The 17962-nt window shown below is 64.6% G+C and carries 19 protein-coding genes; 10 read left to right on the top strand and 9 right to left on the bottom strand.

Translation table 11 applies throughout. The annotated features are described in order from the left end of the window. Positions 1–66 precede the first annotated feature (66 nt). Entirely contained in the window at positions 67–606 is a 540-nt protein-coding gene (locus tag ASC83_RS16360) for a DUF924 family protein (RefSeq protein ID WP_056064712.1), read from the bottom strand. A 46-nt stretch (positions 607–652) separates the two neighbouring features. Here ASC83_RS16360 and ASC83_RS16355 point away from each other — a divergent pair, with 46 nt between their 5' ends. Together ASC83_RS16355 and ASC83_RS16350 are read left to right on the top strand one after the other, a co-directional pair. Next, positions 653–1402 carry an NYN domain-containing protein gene (locus ASC83_RS16355; protein WP_235509390.1) on the top strand — a complete coding sequence of 250 codons (750 nt, stop codon included), beginning with the start codon at positions 653–655 and terminating at the stop codon, positions 1400–1402. 199 nt (positions 1403–1601) lie between these two features. Further along, on the top strand, positions 1602–2333 hold the full coding sequence (locus ASC83_RS16350) for a hypothetical protein (RefSeq protein WP_156379527.1): 732 nt from the start codon (positions 1602–1604) through the stop codon (positions 2331–2333). A gap of 199 nt (positions 2334–2532) precedes the next feature. Here the strand turns inward: ASC83_RS16350 and ASC83_RS16345 are convergent, their stop codons facing one another. After that, on the bottom strand, positions 2533–4368 hold the full coding sequence (locus ASC83_RS16345; protein WP_056064704.1) for a glutamine--tRNA ligase/YqeY domain fusion protein: 1836 nt from the start codon (positions 4366–4368) through the stop codon (positions 2533–2535). A 171-nt stretch (positions 4369–4539) separates the two neighbouring features. Between ASC83_RS16345 and ASC83_RS16340 the strand changes: the two genes are divergently transcribed. The 6 genes from ASC83_RS16340 (at position 4540) to ASC83_RS16315 (ending at position 8764) form a co-directional block, all read left to right on the top strand. Continuing rightward, on the top strand, positions 4540–4875 hold the full coding sequence (locus ASC83_RS16340) for a hypothetical protein (protein WP_056064701.1): 336 nt from the start codon (positions 4540–4542) through the stop codon (positions 4873–4875). A 191-nt stretch (positions 4876–5066) separates the two neighbouring features. Continuing rightward, positions 5067–5540, top strand: a complete 474-nt coding sequence (gene aroQ / locus ASC83_RS16335; protein ID WP_056064698.1) for a type II 3-dehydroquinate dehydratase — start codon at positions 5067–5069, stop codon at positions 5538–5540. A 27-nt stretch (positions 5541–5567) separates the two neighbouring features. Beyond that, on the top strand, positions 5568–5981 hold the full coding sequence (arfB, locus tag ASC83_RS16330) for an alternative ribosome rescue aminoacyl-tRNA hydrolase ArfB (protein WP_056064695.1): 414 nt from the start codon (positions 5568–5570) through the stop codon (positions 5979–5981). A gap of 170 nt (positions 5982–6151) precedes the next feature. Further along, positions 6152–6982 carry a class III extradiol ring-cleavage dioxygenase gene (locus ASC83_RS16325; protein ID WP_056064692.1) on the top strand — a complete coding sequence of 277 codons (831 nt, stop codon included), beginning with the start codon at positions 6152–6154 and terminating at the stop codon, positions 6980–6982. Positions 6983–7040: 58 nt separating this feature from the next. Then, entirely contained in the window at positions 7041–7712 is a 672-nt protein-coding gene (locus ASC83_RS16320) for an alpha/beta hydrolase (RefSeq protein WP_056064687.1), read from the top strand. Positions 7713–7873: 161 nt separating this feature from the next. Next, positions 7874–8764, top strand: a complete 891-nt coding sequence (locus tag ASC83_RS16315; RefSeq protein WP_056064683.1) for a DUF3014 domain-containing protein — start codon at positions 7874–7876, stop codon at positions 8762–8764. Positions 8765–8778: 14 nt separating this feature from the next. On the opposite strand, the gene ASC83_RS16310 is transcribed toward ASC83_RS16315, so the two are convergent. Beyond that, on the bottom strand, positions 8779–9246 hold the full coding sequence (locus ASC83_RS16310) for an Lrp/AsnC family transcriptional regulator (protein WP_056064679.1): 468 nt from the start codon (positions 9244–9246) through the stop codon (positions 8779–8781). 102 nt (positions 9247–9348) lie between these two features. Here ASC83_RS16310 and mdeB point away from each other — a divergent pair, with 102 nt between their 5' ends. Continuing rightward, entirely contained in the window at positions 9349–12015 is a 2667-nt protein-coding gene (mdeB, locus tag ASC83_RS16305; protein WP_056064677.1) for an alpha-ketoglutarate dehydrogenase, read from the top strand. Between the two features lie 145 nt (positions 12016–12160). Continuing rightward, a complete protein-coding gene (locus tag ASC83_RS16300) occupies positions 12161–12394 on the top strand; it encodes a hypothetical protein (protein ID WP_056064674.1) in 234 nt (77 codons plus the stop codon). A gap of 109 nt (positions 12395–12503) precedes the next feature. On the opposite strand, the gene ASC83_RS16295 is transcribed toward ASC83_RS16300, so the two are convergent. The 6 genes from ASC83_RS16295 to ASC83_RS16270 all read right to left on the bottom strand — a co-directional run bounded on the left by ASC83_RS16295 (position 12504) and on the right by ASC83_RS16270 (position 17827). After that, positions 12504–13328: a zinc-dependent peptidase gene (locus ASC83_RS16295; protein ID WP_056064671.1), complete on the bottom strand. Its 825-nt coding sequence runs from the start codon at positions 13326–13328 to the stop codon at positions 12504–12506. A 46-nt stretch (positions 13329–13374) separates the two neighbouring features. Further along, positions 13375–14175 (bottom strand): UDP-2,3-diacylglucosamine diphosphatase, encoded by an 801-nt coding sequence (locus tag ASC83_RS16290; protein WP_200938945.1) that lies wholly within the window; start codon positions 14173–14175, stop codon positions 13375–13377. An 82-nt stretch (positions 14176–14257) separates the two neighbouring features. Beyond that, entirely contained in the window at positions 14258–14764 is a 507-nt protein-coding gene (locus ASC83_RS16285; protein WP_056064668.1) for a peptidylprolyl isomerase, read from the bottom strand. Positions 14765–14794: 30 nt separating this feature from the next. Further along, complete coding sequence (locus ASC83_RS16280) at positions 14795–15376, bottom strand: peptidylprolyl isomerase (protein ID WP_056064665.1); 582 nt, start codon at positions 15374–15376, stop codon at positions 14795–14797. Beyond that, positions 15373–16680: a L,D-transpeptidase family protein gene (locus ASC83_RS16275; protein WP_156379526.1), complete on the bottom strand. Its 1308-nt coding sequence runs from the start codon at positions 16678–16680 to the stop codon at positions 15373–15375. The genes ASC83_RS16280 and ASC83_RS16275 overlap by 4 nt, the downstream gene beginning before the upstream one ends. Positions 16681–16750: 70 nt before the next feature. After that, positions 16751–17827 carry a tetratricopeptide repeat protein gene (locus ASC83_RS16270; protein ID WP_056064660.1) on the bottom strand — a complete coding sequence of 359 codons (1077 nt, stop codon included), beginning with the start codon at positions 17825–17827 and terminating at the stop codon, positions 16751–16753. Between the last annotated feature and the right edge of the window lie 135 nt (positions 17828–17962).

The following is a 17962-nucleotide window of genomic DNA, read 5'->3' as shown; positions in this document are numbered from 1 at the left end:
GCGATAGAAGGATAAGCGCTAGTAGCTATCAATAGAGGAGCGTTTTGGGCCGAGATAGCGCCCGAGTCAGAACGACGACCCCGGCTCGCTCAAAAACGCCAGCTCTTCGGCCGTGGAGGTGCGGCCCAGCACCGCGTTGCGATGCGGGTAGCGCCCAAAGCGGTCGATGATGGCCTTGTGCCGGCGCTCAAAGTCCAGGTTGTTTTCCATGCCCGGCTGCGCAAACAGCGCGAGGGCTTGCTCATGAATCACGGCAGATTCGCTGTGCATGTACGGCATGTAGGCAAACACGCGCTGCGCCGTAGGCAGGCTGCGGTCCTGCCCGCTGGCCACCAGCTCTTGCGCCAGAGCAAGCGCCAGCGCGTCTTGTGCAAAGGCGCGGGCGGTGTCGCGGTACACATTGCGTGAGAACTGGTCCAGCACCAGAATTTCTGCCAACCGGCCTTCTGGGGTGGCGCGCCAGGTGAACAGTTCGCAGCGGGCCGCGGCATCCAGCGTGGGGCCGAAGCGGGTGCGGATGGTTTCGTCCAGGGCAGCGTCTTTGGCGAAGTGCTGCTGGGGGGTTAGCTCGGTGAACCAGAAATCGAGGACGCTTTGAGGGTGCATTCCGCGAGGATAGCGCTGTAGCATGCGGTCCAGGAGGGACAGTTCATTGGCTAACGGCAACAACCAAAAACTCGCAGTTCTCATTGATGCAGACAACGCGCAAGCGTCCGTCATCCAGGAGCTTCTGGCAGAAGTGTCTCGTTATGGCACGGCCACCATCAAGCGGGCTTATGGCGACTGGACTACGACCAACTTGAAGGGGTGGAAAGAAGTACTGCACAAGTTGGCGATTCAGCCCATCCAGCAGTTCAGTTACACCAGCGGTAAAAACTCCACCGATGCATCGCTCATCATCGATGCGATGGACGTGCTGCATGACGACACAGTGGACGGATTTTGTCTGGTGAGCAGCGACAGTGACTTCACGCGTCTTGCTACCCGCATCCGCGAAGAAGGCAAAGTGGTCTACGGTTTTGGGGAGCGCAAGACGCCAGAGCCCTTTGTTGCCGCGTGTGACAAGTTCATCTATACGGAAATCTTGCGTACAGAGGCCGAGGAGTCCAAGCCCGGCGCCCAGCCGGTTGCCGAACTTCCCAAGCTCAAGCCCATGCTCCTGAACGCGCTCAACGCCACAGCCCGCGAAGATGGCTGGGCCTCGTTGTCGGCGCTAGGTAGCCAGATTACCCGCAGCCACCCATCATTCGATCCGCGCAACTACGGGGTCGCCAAGTTGGGCGAACTCATCCGGCAACAAGCTGCCTACCTCGACTTGAAGGAGGTGAAAAGTGGTGAAGGGGATGCTGCACAGACGCATCTGCATGTGCGACGTAAGTCCGCCACGAGTTCCAAAGCCTAGCGGTATATGTTTGAAATAGCTCTTGGCATCCATGAAGTCTTTCCAAGTAGCCATGATGAACGTAGCAAGTCCTTCGCCGCATTCCGAGAGCGAAGACTAAGACTTGCGCGAGAACGCCAACTACTGATGCGTAGAGCTTTGGTTTCTGGGTCGTCACCCTCGAAACGCAACTGAACATGAGTAAGACTAGGGGATGCATATGCAAAGTGACCTGCAGGGGATGATCGATCAGCTCAAATCAATGCTGGATCGCTTTGAGGAGCCGACGACTGCTGCCGCTCCGCATTTGAGCGCGGAAGACCGCGCGACCACTCGTAGTCTCCTGCGAGAGGCGAAAGCGCTGCTTGATGAAAGTCTTGGACGTCTCAATGAGTTCTCCTCCGCGCTACTTGAGGTCCTCAACGAGCAAGCGTTCGGGATCTACAACCCCCCGACACGCGAGAAGCTTCTCGAGGGAATTGCTGCGGTCGAGGCCGGCCTCCGCCAACATCGCAGAAAGCAGACTACCTCCACAACCCCGTTTGGTGTCCAACAGAAGCCTTCTTATGTGGCTCAGGAACGGATTGCGGAACTGCAAAATATTCCAGCCCCTTTGTGGGATACAAAGCGCCTATTGCGCATGGTTCAGGAACTCAATTCGGCGCATGCCAACGATTTGCATATGGCTACGGCCATGCTCCTGCGCGCAATCTGCGACCACGTACCCCCGATCTTCGACAAGAAGAACTTCGCAGAGGTCGCGAACAACATTGCTGGCAGGTCCATCAGCGGTAATCTTAAGCACCTCGATAGCTCTTTGAGGAATATCGCCGATACGCATCTGCACGCGCAAATTCGCCAGCGTGAGGTCCTCCCCACAGCTTCGCAGGTCGATTTTCGGCAAGACCTTGACGTTCTTCTACAAGAAGTAGTCCGTTCACTGCGTACTTGACGGGAGCGATTGAGACCCCGTGGCGCTCCTGTGCTTCAGTGGTTGACTCGAGGTGACATTTTTTTTGGCATCTGTCGGCTTGAAAATGGACGGTTCGACGATTCCAAATGTATTTGCTGGGTGGTAGTTGATCGTCAAGCGTATGGCAAAAAAGGCCAGCAAACCTTTACGTTTGCTGGCCTTAAATGGGGGAGAGATGTCACTTGCCCCAACTATCCTTTAACCCCACCGCCAAGTTAAACACCGGCTTTTCCGCCTTGTGGTCAATACGATCCGCCACAAAGTACCCATGCCGCTCAAACTGGAACTTGTCGTCCGGTTGGGCATTGGCCAATGACGGCTCCACGATGGCGGTCACCACCTTCAGGCTGTTCGGGTTCAGGCTTTCGATGAAGTCCTTGCCGCCCGCGTCGGGCTGGGCGTCCAGGAACAGGCGGTCGTACATGCGCACTTCGGCGTTCACGCCGTCGGCCACACCCACCCAGGTGATGGCGGCCTTGACCTTGACGCTGTCGGCGCCGGGGGTGCCGCTCTTGGTGTCGGGCACCACGGTGGCCAGCACTTCGGTGATGTTGCCATCAGCGTCCTTGGTGCCGCCGGTGCATTCGATGACGTAGCCGCCCTTCAGGCGCACCTTGTTGCCGGGGAAGAGGCGCTTGTAGCCCTTGGGGGGCACTTCTTCAAAGTCTTCGCGTTCGATCCAGACTTCCTTGCCGATGGTGAAGTGGCGCAGGGGGCTCTCAACCCCCTCGGGTGGGTGGGGCAGGGCGGGCAGGCTGCAGGGCTCCAGGTGGCCTGCGCCCATTACGTCGTCCCAGTTGGTGAGCACCAGCTTGACGGGGTTGAGCACGGCCATGCCGCGGTGGGCCTTCAGCTCCAGGTCTTCGCGCAGGCAGCCTTCCAGGGTGCTGTAGTCGATCCAGCTGTCGGACTTGGTCACGCCGATGCGTTCGGCAAAGGTCTGGATGGCGGCGGGGGTGTAGCCACGGCGGCGCAGGCCGACGATGGTGGGCATGCGGGGGTCGTCCCAGCCGCTGACCTTGTGGTCGTACACCAGCTGGGCGAGCTTGCGTTTGCTGGTGATGACGTAGGTGAGGTTCAGGCGCGCAAATTCGTACTGACGGGGGGGCGGGCTGGCCAGCAGGCCGCCTTCGGTCAGGCGCTCCAGCAGCCAGTCGTAGAAGGGGCGCTGGTCTTCAAACTCCAGCGTGCACAGGCTGTGGGTGATCTGCTCCAGCGCGTCCTCGATGGGGTGCGCGTAGGTGTACATGGGGTAGATGCACCAGGTGTCGCCCGTGTTGTGGTGCGTGGCACGGCGGATGCGGTAGATCGCCGGGTCGCGCATGTTGATGTTGGGGCTGGCCATGTCGATCTTGGCGCGCAGCACCATCGATCCGTCTTCGTGTTGGCCGTCCTTCATCTCGCGGAAGATGCGCAGGTTCTCTGCCGGGGTGCGGCTGCGGAAAGGGCTGTCCACGCCGGGCTTGCTGAAGTCGCCCCGGTTCACGCGCATTTGTTCGGCGGTCTGTTCGTCCACGTAGGCGTGGCCGGCTTCGATCAAGTATTCGGCTGCCCGGTACATGAAGCCGAAGTAGTCGCTGGCCTGGTAGGGGGCGGCGCTGCCAGGGGCCTGGCCGATCTGTGTCCAGTCAAAACCGAGCCATTTCACGGCGTCGATGATGCTGTTGACGTATTCGGTGTCTTCTTTTTCGGGGTTGGTGTCGTCAAAGCGCAGGTGGCACACGCCGCCGTAGTCGCGCGCCAGGCCAAAGTTGATGCAGATGCTCTTGGCGTGGCCCACGTGCAGGTAGCCGTTGGGCTCGGGCGGGAAGCGGGTGCGGATCTTGGCGGGGTCGGGCTGGCCGGCCGTGTGGTGGGCGGCGTCGCCGGGGGTGCCAGCCCAGCGGCGGGTGGCGTAGGTGCCTTTGTCCAGGTCGTGTTCGATGATCTGGCGCAAAAAATTGCTGGGCTTGACGGTTTCAGGGGCCGCAGAAGTGACAGTGGCGGCGGTATTGGCGGGGGAGGGGGTGCTCATCCAGCCATTTTAGGCGGCGGTTTCGTGACGGTTTACGCATTAAAACCAGCGCGTGTACGTTCAGACACAACGTAAAGACGATTTTGTGCCATCCTTTTAGGCACTTGGTGCGTTGTGTACCGGTGAGGCGTGTCCTTTTGGCTGGCCGCCCTCATTCACTAGGAGATTTCCATGACGAAAACCCGTTCTGTTTCTACTGCGGCCGCTGTGGCGGGTGTGGCGCTGGCCCTGTTGGCCGGTGCTGGCTCCGCCCAGGCCCGCGATGTCAATTGGTCTGTGGGCATTGGCGTGCCCGGCGTGGTGGTGGGTGCAAGCAATGGCTACTACGCCCCCGCCCCGGTGTATGTGGCACCGCCCCCACCGGTGTACTACGCCCCCCCTCCACGCCCGGTGTACTACAACGCTCCCCCGGTGTACTACACGCCACCCCCGGCGGTGTACTACGGCGGTTATGGCTACGGCCATCGCCATCACGGGCACGGCCACGGTCGCCACTGGGACCGTTGATCAGCCCCCTGCGGCTGGTTTGTCACCAACCTCTTGGGCGCGAGTCGCTCACAGGCAGCGTTGCACAGGCTGCCTTTTACAGCGGTCCTTCGGGGCCGCTTTTTTATTGGGGCGGCCCCTGCGCGGGGCGCCGCATAATCCCGCACTCTGGCCTGCCAGCGTGGCAGGCGCATTGCCCCGGAGACTTGTCTGTGACTGCCAATAAAACCGTTTTTGTCCTCAATGGCCCCAATCTGAACCTGCTGGGCACGCGCGAGCCTGCCGTTTACGGCGCTGCCACCCTGGCCGATGTGGAAAAGCTCTGCACCGACGCCTGCAACCGCCACGGTTTTGCGCTGCGTTTTCACCAAAGCAACCACGAAGGCGCGCTGGTGGACTGGATTCACGAGGCTGGCCGCCTGCACGCAGCGGGCGAACTGGCGGGCGTGGTGATGAACGCCGGGGCCTACACCCACACCAGCATTGCGCTGCACGATGCCATCAAGGGCACAGGCATCACCCTGATCGAACTGCACATCAGCAACGTGCACGCGCGCGAGGCCTACCGCCACCATTCGTACATGGCTGCCGCTGCCAAGGCTGTGATGTGCGGATTTGGGGTGCTGGGCTATGGCCTGGCGATTGACGGGCTGGCGCAGTTGCTGGCCCAGCAGCCAGCGGCCTGATGGCTGGGCGCGGGGGATTTCACGGCCATGGCCCCGCTGCCCCTGCAGGTCTCTGAGGACGAGGTTGAAATCACCGCCATGCGCGCGCAGGGCGCGGGCGGGCAAAACGTCAACAAGGTGTCCAGTGCCGTCCACCTGCGGTTTGACGTGGTGGCGTCGTCGCTGCCCGAGGGTGTGAAGGAGCGCTTGCTGGCCCTGCGCGACACCCGCATCACGCAAGACGGTGTGGTGGTCATCAAGGCCCAGCAGTACCGCAGCCAGGAGCAAAACCGTGCCGATGCCCTGGAGCGGATAAATGCGCTGGTCAACAGCGTGGCCGTGCCGCCCCGCGTGCGCCGGGCCACCAAGCCCACCTATGGGTCGAAACAGCGGCGCTTGCAAAGCAAAACGCAGCGGGGCGAGACCAAGGCGCTGCGGGGCAGGGTGCGCGACGGCTCCTGACCTGCGGGCCAGAGCAGGCCTGCGTAGGGGCTGGTGGGCGTTGCGCGCTGTGCGCCAAGGCGCTGTCAATGTTTGATTGGCATCATCCGTAGAACAATCTGTCTGCCTTGCAGGGCTTGGTATCACGGGCTATCAGTCCTACATTCATGGTGTCCTTTGTTGGAGTTGTCATGTCTGCCTCTGCCCAAGCCCCCGTTCCTGTTTCTGCCGCAGTCCCCGCGCTGTTTGTGTCGCATGGTGCGCCCTTGTTTGCGCTGGATGCGGGCACCACCGGCCCGGCGCTCACGCAGTGGGGCGAGAGCCTGAAGTCGCAATACCCCGGCCTGCGTGGCGTGGTGGTCATGTCGCCGCATTGGATGGCGCGCTCGGCGCAGGTGATGACCGGACCGCAGCCTGCCACCTGGCACGACTTTGGCGGATTCCCTCCCGCGCTGTACCAGCTGCAGTACCCTGCTCCGGGCTCACCTGCTTTGGCGCAAGAAGTTCTGGGCCTGTTGCAGGCCGCTGGCGTGGCGGCCCAGGGCGATGCCGCGCGTCCCTTTGACCACGGCGCCTGGGTGCCGCTGATGCACTTGTTCCCGCAGGCCGACGTGCCTGTGGTGCAGGTGGCGCTGCCCGTGGGCGCGGGCCCGGCCGATGTGTATGCACTGGGAGCCGCCTTGCGCAGCCTGCGCAGCCAGGGCGTGCTGGTGGTGGGGTCGGGCAGCATGACGCACAACCTGGCTGAGTTTTTTGGCGGCGAGCGCGCGCCCGCGCCCTATGTGCTGGAGTTCAGCCGCTGGATCGAGGACGCTCTGGCCCGTGGGGACATGGCAGCACTGCTCAACTACCGTAGCCAGGCGCCTCACGCCCACCGTGCGCATCCGACCGAAGACCACTTTTTGCCGATCTTCTTTGCACTGGGTGCAGCAGGCGACGACCTGCACGCAAACTACTTGAGCCGCGAGGTGATGTACAGCATGCTGTCGATGGACGCCTTTGCTCTGGAGCCGGCGCACTGACACGGAACTCCTCCCATTCCACCCGTTTTTGGCCTTAAACCACCCGAGGCGCACATATATGCTTACCTTGCCGCTCACATTTTTGCAGCGTCCCGCTGCCGCCACCGCACCCCGGCCCTGGCTGCTGGTGCTGATGCATGGCGTGGGCAGCAATGAGCAGGACCTGTTCAGCCTGGCCCCGCAGATCCCGGACCGGTTTCATGTGCTGAGCCTGCGTGCGCCGTTTCGCATGGGGCCGGGATCACACGCGTGGTTTGATTTCTCCATCGAGCCCAGCGGCGAGCGCACCATCAACGAAGAGCAGGAGGCGCAAAGCCGCGCCCTGGTGGCCCAGGCGGTCGAGTCTGCCGCCGAGCAGCTGGGCATTCCGCCCGAGCGGGTGGTGGTGGGCGGCTTCAGCCAGGGCGGCATCATGGCGCTGTCGCTGTTGCTCACCCGGCCCGCGTTGATGCATGCAGGCCTGGTGTGGCACAGCCGCCTGCTGCCGCAGGTGGTGCCGCTCACCGCACCTGCCGATGCGCTGCGCGGCAAGCAACTGTGGCTGAGCCACGGTACCCACGACAACGTGATCCCGCTGGCCAACGCCCAGGCCATAGCCCACCACATGGCGCCACTGCCGGTGACGGTGACGTACCGCGAGTTCCCCAGCGCACACGAGATTCGCCCCTCCGAGCTGGCCGCCACGGTGGCCTGGCTGGAGTCGCTGTCCACCACACCGACGGCGTTTTAAGCAGGGCATTCTCCCGGGCCGGCCCCGGGGCGGGCTACATCGCGTTACCGGGGTCTGGGTGTGCGGTTGTCCAATCGTGCACGCCCCATGTGGGACTGAGAGGGAACGACTGACGCCATGGAGGCTCGGACAAGGGTTGTTCCCGTGTTGAAGGAGAGCCCATGCCCGATCAAGACACCGCAGAATTCCGCCCCGCGCCAGAGCGCACCTCCGCCGCACTCTGGGTCTTGCTGGCCGCGCTGGTGTGCGCCGTGGCGGCTGGCGCGGCATGGTGGTTGTGGCTGCGGCCGGTGGAGCTCGCATTGGCGCCACCCCCTGTGGTGGCCGCTCCACCAGCACCGGCAGCGCCGCCGCCCGCTCCCGAGGCGTCGGGGCCGCAGAACCCGGTGGATGCGCTGGCACCGCCCGACGCTGCCTTGCCTGCGCTGGCCGAGTCTGACCCTCGGGTTGCAGAACTTTTGGCCCAGCTGCTGGGCCGCGACAAGCTGGCGATGTTTCTGCAGACCGACGGTTTTGTGCGTCGTGTGGTGGCCACGGTGGACAACCTGGGCCGCGCCCACGCGCCATCGCGCATGTGGCCGGTGCAGCCCACGGCGCAGCGGTTTGTGGTGGATGGCACTGGCAACGCGCCCACCACCATCGCAGCGGCCAATGCCGCACGCTACAGCGCCTTCTTGGCGTTTGCTGAAGCGGTACCGATGGAGCCCGCCGTGGCGCTGTACGCGCGGCTGTACCCGCTGTTTCAGCAAGCGTATGAAGAGCTGGGCTACCCCCGGCGCTACTTCAACGACCGCCTGGTGGCGGTGCTGGACCAACTGCTGCAGGCGCCCGAGCCTGCGGGCCCGCTGCAGGTCAAGCTCACGCCCGTGAACACCGAAGTGCCCAACCTGCGGCCCTGGGTGCGCTACGAGTTTGTGGACCCCGCGCTGGAGGCGCTGCCCAGCGGTCAGAAGATCCTGCTGCGCATGGGCCCCGCCAACGAGGCGCGTGCCAAGGCGCTGATCCGCGAGCTGCGCAAGCGCGTGGCGACGAGCGACGTGGCGCGCAAGTAAGGCCCTCTAGCCTGTCATGGGGTGGGAAGTGGCAAAGCCGTCTTGTAGCGCACCTGCTTGAGTGCAAAGCTCGACCGGATCTTCTCGACGCCCGGAATGGGCGACAGCTGCTCCAGAATGAAACGCTCCAGCGCCCCAATGTCGGCAAGCGCTACGCGGATCAGGTAGTCGCTGTCGCCGCTCATCAGGTAGCACTCCATCACCTCATCGTGTTCGGCAATGCGGCGTTCAAAGTCGGCCAGGGCTTCCTTGCTTTGCGCCTTGAGGCTAATGCTGATGAACACATTCAGGCCCAGCCCCAGCGCCGCCGCATTGGCCAGCGCCACATAGCGGCTGATGACGCCTGCCGCCTCCAGCGCCTTCACCCGCGCCAGGCAGGGCGAGGGCGACAGGTGCACGCGCCGCGCCAGTTCCACGTTGGACAAAGATCCATCGGCCTGCAGCTCGGCCAGAATGCGCAAATCGAGGGTATCCAGTTTCATATGCCGCAGTTTATGGCTTTGGTGGCATAAAGTGCTATAGACGCGCGTTGCGAAAGGCAAAACGGCAACTCATTTGGAGCCAGCCTCGCTACAGTGGCCTCCATGAACGCCCTCACACCCCACGCCCTGCTGCAACAAGCCACCGGCGCCCCCCTGGACGCCGACCCCGAAGAAACCGCCGAGTGGCGCGACGCCTTCCTGGCACTCGTCGCCACCGAAGGCCCCGAGCGAGCGCGGCACATGCTGCAGGAACTGGTGCGGGTGGCGCGTGCGCAGCGCATTGGCTGGCAGCCCGACCTGAACACGCCGTATGTGAACACCGTGGCGGTGCAGGACCAGCCTGTGTTCCCGGGTGACCTGGCCATCGAGGAGCGCGTGGCTTCCATCGTGCGCTGGAACGCGCTGGCCATGGTGGTGCGCGCGAACCAGGCGTATGGCGAGCTGGGTGGGCACATTGCCAGCTACGCCAGTGCTGCGGATCTTTTCGAAAGCGGGTTCAACCATTTCTTTCGTGCCCGTGAAGGCCTGGGCGAAGGGCAGCACCGGGGCGATCTGGTGTTCTTCCAGCCGCACAGCGCGCCCGGCGTGTATGCCCGCGCCTTCCTGGAAGGGCGCCTGTCCGAGCAGGACCTGATGCACTACCGCCAGGAACTGACGGCGCCGGGTGCAGGCGCGCAGGGCCTGTCGAGTTACCCGCACCCCTGGCTGATGCCCGACTTCTGGCAGTTCCCCACGGGCTCGATGGGCATCGGCCCTATCAGCAGCATCTACCACGCGCGGTTCATGCGCTACCTCACGCACCGCAACCTGCTGAACTGCGCGGGGCGCAAGGTGTGGGGCGTGTTCGGCGATGGCGAGATGGACGAGCCCGAGAGCATGAGCGCGCTGACCCTGGCCGCGCGTGAAGGCCTGGACAACCTGGTCTGGGTCGTCAACTGCAACCTGCAGCGCCTGGATGGCCCAGTGCGTGGCAACGGCCGCATCATCGACGAGCTGGAGCGCTTGTTCGCCGGCGCGGGTTGGAACGTGGTCAAGCTGGTGTGGGGCAGCGACTGGGACGGCCTGTTCGCCCGCGACCTGACCGGTGCGCTGGTGCGCACGCTCGAAGGCACGGTGGACGGCCAGATGCAGACTTTTGCCGCCAAGGACGGCCGCTTCAACCGCGACAACTTCTTCGGTCAGAACCCTGAGCTGGCGGCCCTGGCCCAGGGCATGACGGACGAGCAGATCGACCGCTTGAAGCGCGGCGGGCACGACCTGGTGAAGATCCACGCCGCCTACGCCGCAGCCGCTGCGCACAAGGGCCAGCCCACGGTGATCCTGGCCCACACCAAGAAGGGCTACGGCATGGGCACTGCCGGCCAGGGCAAGATGACCACGCACAGCCAGAAGAAGCTGGATGAGACCGACCTCATCGAGTTTCGCAATCGCTTCAACCTGCCGCTCAGCGACGAGCAGGCCACCAGCCTGGCCTTCTTCAAGCCCGCCGAAGACAGCTCGGAGATGCGCTACCTGCGCAGCCACCGCGACGCACTGGGCGGCTACCTGCCGCGCCGCGAGACGGGGTGCGACGCGCTGCCCGTCCCGTCCATCGATAGCTACGCGCAGTTCGCGCTGCAGGCCGATGGCAAGGAGATGAGCACCACCATGGCCTTCGTGCGCATGCTGGGCACGTTGCTCAAAGACGCCACGCTGGGCCCGCGCATCGTGCCCATCGTGGCCGACGAGGCGCGCACCTTCGGCATGGCCAATCTATTCAAGCAGGTAGGCATCTACAGCAGCGTGGGCCAGCGTTATGCGCCCGAGGACATCGGCTCGGTGCTGAGCTACCGCGAGGCGCTGGACGGCCAGATTCTGGAAGAAGGCATCAGCGAGGCGGGCGCCATCGCCAGCTGGACGGCTGCTGCGACGAGCTACAGCGTGCACGGCCTGGCCATGCTGCCGTTTTATATCTATTACTCGATGTTCGGCTTCCAGCGCGTGGGCGATGCCATCTGGGCTGCGGCGGACCAGCGTGCGCGCGGCTTCCTCTTGGGCGCGACCTCGGGCCGCACCACACTGGGCGGCGAGGGCCTGCAGCACCAGGACGGCAGCAGCCACCTGGTGGCCGCCACCATTCCCAACTGCAAGGCCTACGACCCAGCCTACGCGGGAGAAATGGCCGTCATCATCGACGCCGGCATGCGCGAGATGGTGACCGAGCAGCGCGACGTCTTCTACTACGTCACGCTGATGAACGAGAACTACGCCCAACCCGACCTGCCCGCCGGTGCGGCAGAAGGTGTGCTGCGTGGTTGCTATGTTTTCAGGAGCTATTCAGGCAATATGCACCAGCGCGACAGCGAGATTTCGTCCAAAAGCGTCACCCTGATGGGCTCTGGTGCCATCCTGACCGAGGTGGTCAAGGCCGCAGAACAACTTGCCAGCGAGGGCGTGGATGTGACCGTGCTCAGCGTCACCAGCTGGAGCGAACTGGCCCGCGACGGCGTGGCCTGCGAGCAGCGCTGGCTGGCGGGCGATGCCCAGCCTGCTCCCGCATGGCTGACTCAGCAACTGGCCACGACCCGTGGACCGGTGATCGCCGCCACCGACTACGTGCGCGCCGTGCCCGAGACGGTGCGCGCCTCCATCCCCGAGGGCCGCAAATATGTAACCCTGGGCACGGATGGATTTGGACGCAGCGACACGCGGGCAGCGCTCCGGCAGTTCTTTGGGGTGGATGCAGCCAGCGTGGCCCAGGCAGCGCGGCGAGCGCTGGCCGCTGGCTGATGGGTGCGGGGGGCGAGCGCAGGCGCCTGCCGTCGTTTTACCGTGCCTCCGCTCTGTCGCCTGATGACAGCGGGGGTGGGGTGAACGCCATTGCCCAATTTCGCGCAGGCTTCCTACAATGGTTTAGCAACCGTGAGAGGGCGCCATGGCACATGTCATCTGGGACCATAACCCGCCGACCACCTGGATAGCCAACGTGGACGGGCAAGCACTTTGCTCCATCAAGCGCAAAGACATTGGCGGGTGGACCGCCGCCTGGGCAGACGACCGCCTGTGGCCGCCGCCCGCCCGTTTGCCCAAGGCCATGCCGCAACCCACCCAGTTTTTCAGCAGTCTGGAAGAAGCCAAGCAGGCGGTGGAAAACGCGCTGGGCGCGTGAAGGCTGTGCGGTGGGGTGCTGCTGCAGCCTGAGTGACTGCAGGGATGGCTGGCCTGTGGCCTGCCAGCGTACAAAAAGGGGTGGTGGCCCCCCATGCGTACCGCCAGGCTCAGCTTGCAGGGCGCTGGAAGAACGCATCCAGCACCGGCATCAACCCCGGAAACTCCAGAGCAAACCGTTCGCGGTTCACAAAGTACGCCTCGCAGGCCACGGCAAAGAACTCGGAGGGCGAGGTGGCGCCGTACGCGTCCAGCCAGGGCCGTTCGGCGCCGAAGCGCTCGGCCATGATCACGCGTTCGCGAAACTGTTCGTAGGCGGGCTCCCAGGCTGCCCACCATGCCTCATACGCCGCACGGCCGGTGTGTGTGCCCATGAAGCCTGCAGGCAAGGGCGGGCAGCCGTTGGGTTGGCCGTTTTTCATATCGAGCTTGTGGACGAACTCGTGCACCACCACGTTGTGGCCGCGCGCGGTGTTCTCGGTGGCGTTGCTCACATGCTGCCAGCTGAGCATGATGGGGCCGCGCTCCATGGCCTCGCCCAGCAGCACCTGGGTGTGCTCGTGCACCACGCCCGCTTCGTCCATCGTCTGGCGGCGGGCCACGGCCTCGCCGGGGTGCAGCACGATGCCCACAAAATCGTCGTACCAGCCAAGCGCCTTGGCGGGGTCGCCCCAATGCAGCAGGGGCAGGCAGGCCTGCGCGGCAATGTCGATGGCCATGGCGTCGGTCACCATGAGGCCGTGGGCACCGTGGAATTCCTTGTGATGCAAAAAGAGCGCGCTCAGCACACGCAGTTTGGCCTGGTCGTGCAGCGACAGTGCGGCCAGAAATGGGTAGCGCTGGATGGTCTGCAGCCACAACGTGGCAGAGATGTCCGGTACGGGGGCCACGGTGGCGCGCACGCGGCGCCAGAGGCGGTTGAGCAAGGGGGGCATGGCGATCGGGCTGCGGGAGGTGGGCCCGCTCAGTTCATGACCGCTGTTACTTGGGGGCCTGGGGCAGCCGTTCCAAGCCCGCGCTGGACAAACGCAGTGTTTCCAGCCGGGGGGGCAATGCTGCGGCATCCCAGTCGCTCAGCACCACGCGTTGCAGACCCGGAGCCAGCACATGGTCGGCTGGCCGGTGGGTGTGGCCGTGGATGAGGGTGTGGGCGCCTGCGGCCTGCATCCAGGTGATGGCGGCGGGGCTGTCCACATCGGCGTACGTGGCCCCAGACTGCTTGCGCGCCTCGCTCTCCTGGCGGATGCCGCGCGCCTGCACGCGGCGCGTGGCCAGAGGCTGGGTCAGAAATTGCTGCTGCCAGGCGGCGCTGCGGGCCTGCAGGCGAAAACGCTGGTAGTCCACATCGTCCAGGCACAGCAGGTCGCCGTGGCTCAGGACATACCGCTGGCCGCCAAAGACCAGGACTGTGGGGTCTGCCAGGCCGGTGATGCCGCACCCAGCCAGGAAGGCAGGGCCCGCCAGAAAGTCGCGGTTACCATGCATGAAGTACACCGGCAGGCGCTGCGCGGCGGCCCGAAGGAGGGCGCAGCCCCGGGCTTCGAAGCTGCCGGGCTCGCTCATGGCATCGTCGCCCACCCACACTTCGAACAGGTCGCCCAGGATAAAGAGGGCGTCTGCCGTCGTGCCTTCGAGATACTGCTGGAATGCGGCCACCGTGGCGGGCTCGCTGGCCTGCAGGTGCAGGTCTGAAATGAAATCGACCGTGCGCCAATGCGAGGGAGCGACAAGCTCCTCGAACCGGGGCACGGTCGGGGTCACGGGGGTGGCTGGGTGGTTCATCCCTTGCGCTGCGGCCTGCAATGGGCGGCCGACATTGGCGTGGCCTCAGCGGGGCGCGCAGCGCCACAGGGGGATGCCATGCTCAGAGGGCGACGGCCTTCTCGATGATCACGTCTTCCTTCGGCACGTCGTCATGGAAGCCCTTGCGGCCCGTCTTCACGGCCTTGATCTTGTCCACCACGTCGGTGCCCGACACGACCTTGCCGAACACGGCATAGCCCCAGCCCTGGGCGGAAGGTGCGGTGTGGTTCAGGAAGCCGTTGTCGGCCACGTTGATGAAGAACTGGGCGGTGGCCGAGTGCGGGTCGCTGGTGCGGGCCATGGCCACGGTGTAGTTGGCGTTCTTCAGGCCGTTGTTGGCTTCGTTTTCGATGGGCGCGTCGGTGCCCTTTTGGGTCATGCCGGGCTCAAAGCCGCCGCCTTGCACCATGAAGCCGGGGATCACGCGGTGGAAGATGGTGTTGTTGTAGTGGCCCTTGTTCACGTAGGCCAGGAAGTTCTCGACCGACTTGGGTGCCTTGGCGGCGTCGAGTTCGAGGGTGATGACGCCGTAGCCGGCGATGTGCAGTTCGACTTGGGGGTTGCTCATGGCTTTGCTTCTTTCAAAAAAATGGGCGCGTCACTTCACCACGGTGGCGGAGTTGATGGTGACGGGGGTGGTGGGCACATTCTGGTAGGGTCCCTTGTTGCCGGTGGCCACAGCCTTGATCTTGTCCACCACGGCGGTACCTTCGACCACCTTGCCGAACACGGCGTAGCCGTGACCATCGGGGTTGGGTGCGTTGAGCATGGCGTTGTCCTTCACATTGATGAAGAACTGCGAAGTGGCCGATTCGGGATTGCCAGTGCGCGCCATGGCGATGGTGTAGGTGTCGTTCTTGAGGCCGTTTTTGGCTTCGAGCGGGATGGGGGGCTTGGTGGGCTTTTGCTGCATGTCAGCCGTGAAGCCGCCGCCCTGGATCATGAAGCCATCGATCACGCGGTGGAAGATCGTGCCGTCGTAGTGTTTGTTGTTCACATAGGCCAGGAAGTTCTCGACCGTCTTGGGGGCCTTGGCGGCGTCAAGCTGCACGACGATGTCGCCCATCGAAGTGGCCAGCTTGACCTTGGGGGCATCTTGCGCCTGTACGGGTGCTACTGTAAACATAGCAGCCAGGGCAATACTTGCTAGCGCTACCGTCGAATTTCTTCTGGAAATCATCCAATCACTCCTTCGAAAAAGATCTGCCATTGTTGGCCGCGGCGCGTCCAGTACTGGCGCTTGACCGGGCCCGTGCGGGCGCCTTCGGCGACTTCGCCGAACGTTACCACCATGGTGTCGGCCGAGTCTGTCCACCGCAGGTAAGACTTGTCCTTGAGCTGGAGTTCCCGGCCCTTGAGGGCGCGGGCCTCGGCCTGCAGCACCTGGGTCCATTCCTCCAGCGGCTTCTTGCGGTAGCTCTGGAAGTCGGGCGCATAAAAGCCCAGCAGGCGCTTCATGTCGCCCTCGGTCTTGGCGGCGCGCCAGGCGTTGAGCACCGCTTCGAACGATTTGCGGTCGGCCGCCACGCTGTGGGGCTGCACCCATTGCAACTGGCGGGCGATGACCACGGGGGTGGAGCGGGGCTCCACCGTGCGCAGGATGCGTTCGAGGTCGGGGTTGGCCAGCACCAGGCAACCGTCGGTCGCCAGTGGCGCGCGCGAGAATTGGTCGGGCGGCGTGCCATGCAGCCAGATGCCGCTGCCCGTCTTGCCCCGGCTCTGGTCCAGGGGGTTGGGATAGTTGATGGGCAGGGCGCCCGCGCCGTAGAAGTCCTTGAGCTTGGCCGGGTCCAGGCGGCTGGTGATGAAGTACACCCCCAGCGGTGTGCGCTGGTCACCCTCCACCTCTTTTTCGATGCCGAGCTTGCCCACGGAGGCATAGTAGTCGGCCACCAGCCGCAGGCCCTGGGCGGTGTTTTCAAAGAGATACAGGCGAGAGCGCGAGGTGTCCACCGCAATCGCGTGGCGCGAGCGAGGGGACAGCTCCAGGAACTGTGCGGGGATGGCATTGACCGGGGGGCGGCTGCGTTGTGCATCCACCCGCTGGCGCGATTCGGTGCGCAATTCGGCCAGTGCCGCAGCGGCCTGGATGCTGCGGGCCGAGTCCGGCTCAGGGGCCACATCGCCCATATGCCGCAGTGGCCGGGTTCGTGACATGAGCAGGTCACCGACCGCCAGTTGCGCCAGCTGGAAATTGGGGTAGTCGCGCGCCAGGCTTTCGGCCTGGGCCAGCGCCTCGCGACCCCGGCCTTCGGCCACCAGCTTGTAGACCGCCATGAGGCGCGTCTCCGCTTGGCCGTCGCGCAGCTCAGCGGGTGTGGGCGCCACCGGGGGTGTGGTGGATGCCGCATGCGCAGCAGCCGCCCGGCGGGCCTTGGCACCCTGCGGCAGGGCTGGCGTGGCCAACGAGAGGCCCAGCAGCAACAGCACCGCCGATGCTGCCCTGCGGCCTGCGTTGGTCAGGGGCACAAACATGCAAACCATCTATCAGCTGACTGTCAGGGCAAAAAAAAAGCCCGCGCGGAAGGCGCAGGCGCCGCATCGGGGGCCATGGTTAACCGCCTGTGGATTCGCGAACGATGGTCCAGCGGCCGTTGTTATTGACGAGGTCCAACGTCTTGCGGCTGCTCACGTTGAGCGAGTCGGCACTGTATGCCTGGCGAAACCGGGCCGTGGCCTTGTCACCTTGTACGGACACGGTGATGTCAGAAAGCTTCACGCTGATCTTGGATTTGCCGACGATGCGCGCCTCGCGTTCCTTCTCCCAGGCAGCGCGGCCTTGGCGACCAGGTGGATCGAACGACTTGTCGTACGCGCCCAGGTACCCCTTCATGTCCTTGGACGACCAGGCCGCAGCCCAGGCCTGTACGGCAGAGGTAACGGCCTGGGTGGATGCGTCGCCCGCAGCTGCAGGCGCTGGGGCAGGTGCTGGTGCAGCGGGAGCGGGGCTGACAGTTGGAGCTGGGGCTGGAGCGGCGGCAGGCGCTGGCGCCTGGGCTGCAGCTGCTGGCGCAGCGGCGGGCGCTGGAGCGGGTGCAGGGCGCTGGGTTACCACCACGGCGGGCGCGGGCGCTGCGGCGGCAGGGCGACCGGTTTTGCTGCCGGGTTCGTTGGAGAACAATTCGCGGATCAGCGCCAGCTTGGGCTTGACGGAGTTGGCGTTGTTGGCATCCAGTTGCAGCGCCTTGTTGTAGGCCTGGCTGGCCAGCTTGGCGTAGATGTCGCCCAGGTTTTCCTGTGCGGTGGCGTAGCTGGGGTTGGTGCGGATCGCCATTTCCAGCGCCGTGCGGGCCTTGTCCAGCTGGTTCTGGTTGGCGTACAGCACAGCCAGGTTGTTGTAGGGCTCGGGCAGCTCTGGGTACTCTTCGGTGAGCTTGGTGAAGGTGGCGATGGCGTCGGCCTGCTTGCCCGAGTCGGTCTGGGCCACGCCGCGCAAGAAGCGCAGCTGCGGGTCACGTGGGTTGGCGGCCAGGCGCTGGTCGGCCTTGGCCAGCGCCTCGGACGCCTTGCCAGCCTTGAGCAACTGGGTGATGTCGGCATAGTCGTCCGCGTGGACCACGCCCGTGCCCATCAGGGCGGTCAGTGCCAGAAGGCGCAGTAGGCGTGGGAGTGTGCGTCGGACTTGCTTCATGGGGGTACAAAGGAGTTGGGCGGCAGCCAGCCCGGGCGGGGGCTTATACTGCGGCGGATTGTAGCTGAGGGGGTTGTCATGACGGTACGCTGTTGCCGCTGGTGATTTTGCTGGACGCCCCTTGCCGGGCCACCC

This window comes from Acidovorax sp. Root402 (genome assembly GCF_001425125.1).
Taxonomy (GTDB): Bacteria; Pseudomonadota; Gammaproteobacteria; order Burkholderiales; family Burkholderiaceae_C; genus Acidovorax; species Acidovorax delafieldii.
The sequence above is the reverse complement of the archived record's forward strand: the minus strand, read 5'-3'. Positions and strand labels throughout refer to the sequence as shown.

Bases quoted from the DNA above. Each gene is read 5' to 3' on its own strand.
- ASC83_RS16360 (WP_056064712.1), bottom strand. From the start codon at position 606: ATGCACCCTCAAAGCGTCCTCGATTTCTGGTTCACCGAGCTAACCCCC.
- ASC83_RS16345 (WP_056064704.1), bottom strand. From the start codon at position 4,368: ATGAGCACCCCCTCCCCCGCCAATACCGCCGCCACTGTCACTTCTGCG.
- ASC83_RS16320 (WP_056064687.1), top strand. From the start codon at position 7,041: ATGCTTACCTTGCCGCTCACATTTTTGCAGCGTCCCGCTGCCGCCACC.
- arfB (WP_056064695.1), top strand. From the start codon at position 5,568: ATGGCCCCGCTGCCCCTGCAGGTCTCTGAGGACGAGGTTGAAATCACC.
- ASC83_RS16325 (WP_056064692.1), top strand. From the start codon at position 6,152: ATGTCTGCCTCTGCCCAAGCCCCCGTTCCTGTTTCTGCCGCAGTCCCC.
- ASC83_RS16315 (WP_056064683.1), top strand. From the start codon at position 7,874: ATGCCCGATCAAGACACCGCAGAATTCCGCCCCGCGCCAGAGCGCACC.
- ASC83_RS16280 (WP_056064665.1), bottom strand. From the start codon at position 15,376: ATGATTTCCAGAAGAAATTCGACGGTAGCGCTAGCAAGTATTGCCCTG.
- mdeB (WP_056064677.1), top strand. From the start codon at position 9,349: ATGAACGCCCTCACACCCCACGCCCTGCTGCAACAAGCCACCGGCGCC.
- ASC83_RS16275 (WP_156379526.1), bottom strand. From the start codon at position 16,680: ATGGTTTGCATGTTTGTGCCCCTGACCAACGCAGGCCGCAGGGCAGCA.
- ASC83_RS16270 (WP_056064660.1), bottom strand. From the start codon at position 17,827: ATGAAGCAAGTCCGACGCACACTCCCACGCCTACTGCGCCTTCTGGCA.
- ASC83_RS16350 (WP_156379527.1), top strand. From the start codon at position 1,602: ATGCAAAGTGACCTGCAGGGGATGATCGATCAGCTCAAATCAATGCTG.
- ASC83_RS16340 (WP_056064701.1), top strand. From the start codon at position 4,540: ATGACGAAAACCCGTTCTGTTTCTACTGCGGCCGCTGTGGCGGGTGTG.
- ASC83_RS16290 (WP_200938945.1), bottom strand. From the start codon at position 14,175: ATGAACCACCCAGCCACCCCCGTGACCCCGACCGTGCCCCGGTTCGAG.
- ASC83_RS16295 (WP_056064671.1), bottom strand. From the start codon at position 13,328: ATGCCCCCCTTGCTCAACCGCCTCTGGCGCCGCGTGCGCGCCACCGTG.
- ASC83_RS16285 (WP_056064668.1), bottom strand. From the start codon at position 14,764: ATGAGCAACCCCCAAGTCGAACTGCACATCGCCGGCTACGGCGTCATC.
- ASC83_RS16310 (WP_056064679.1), bottom strand. From the start codon at position 9,246: ATGAAACTGGATACCCTCGATTTGCGCATTCTGGCCGAGCTGCAGGCC.
- ASC83_RS16300 (WP_056064674.1), top strand. From the start codon at position 12,161: ATGGCACATGTCATCTGGGACCATAACCCGCCGACCACCTGGATAGCC.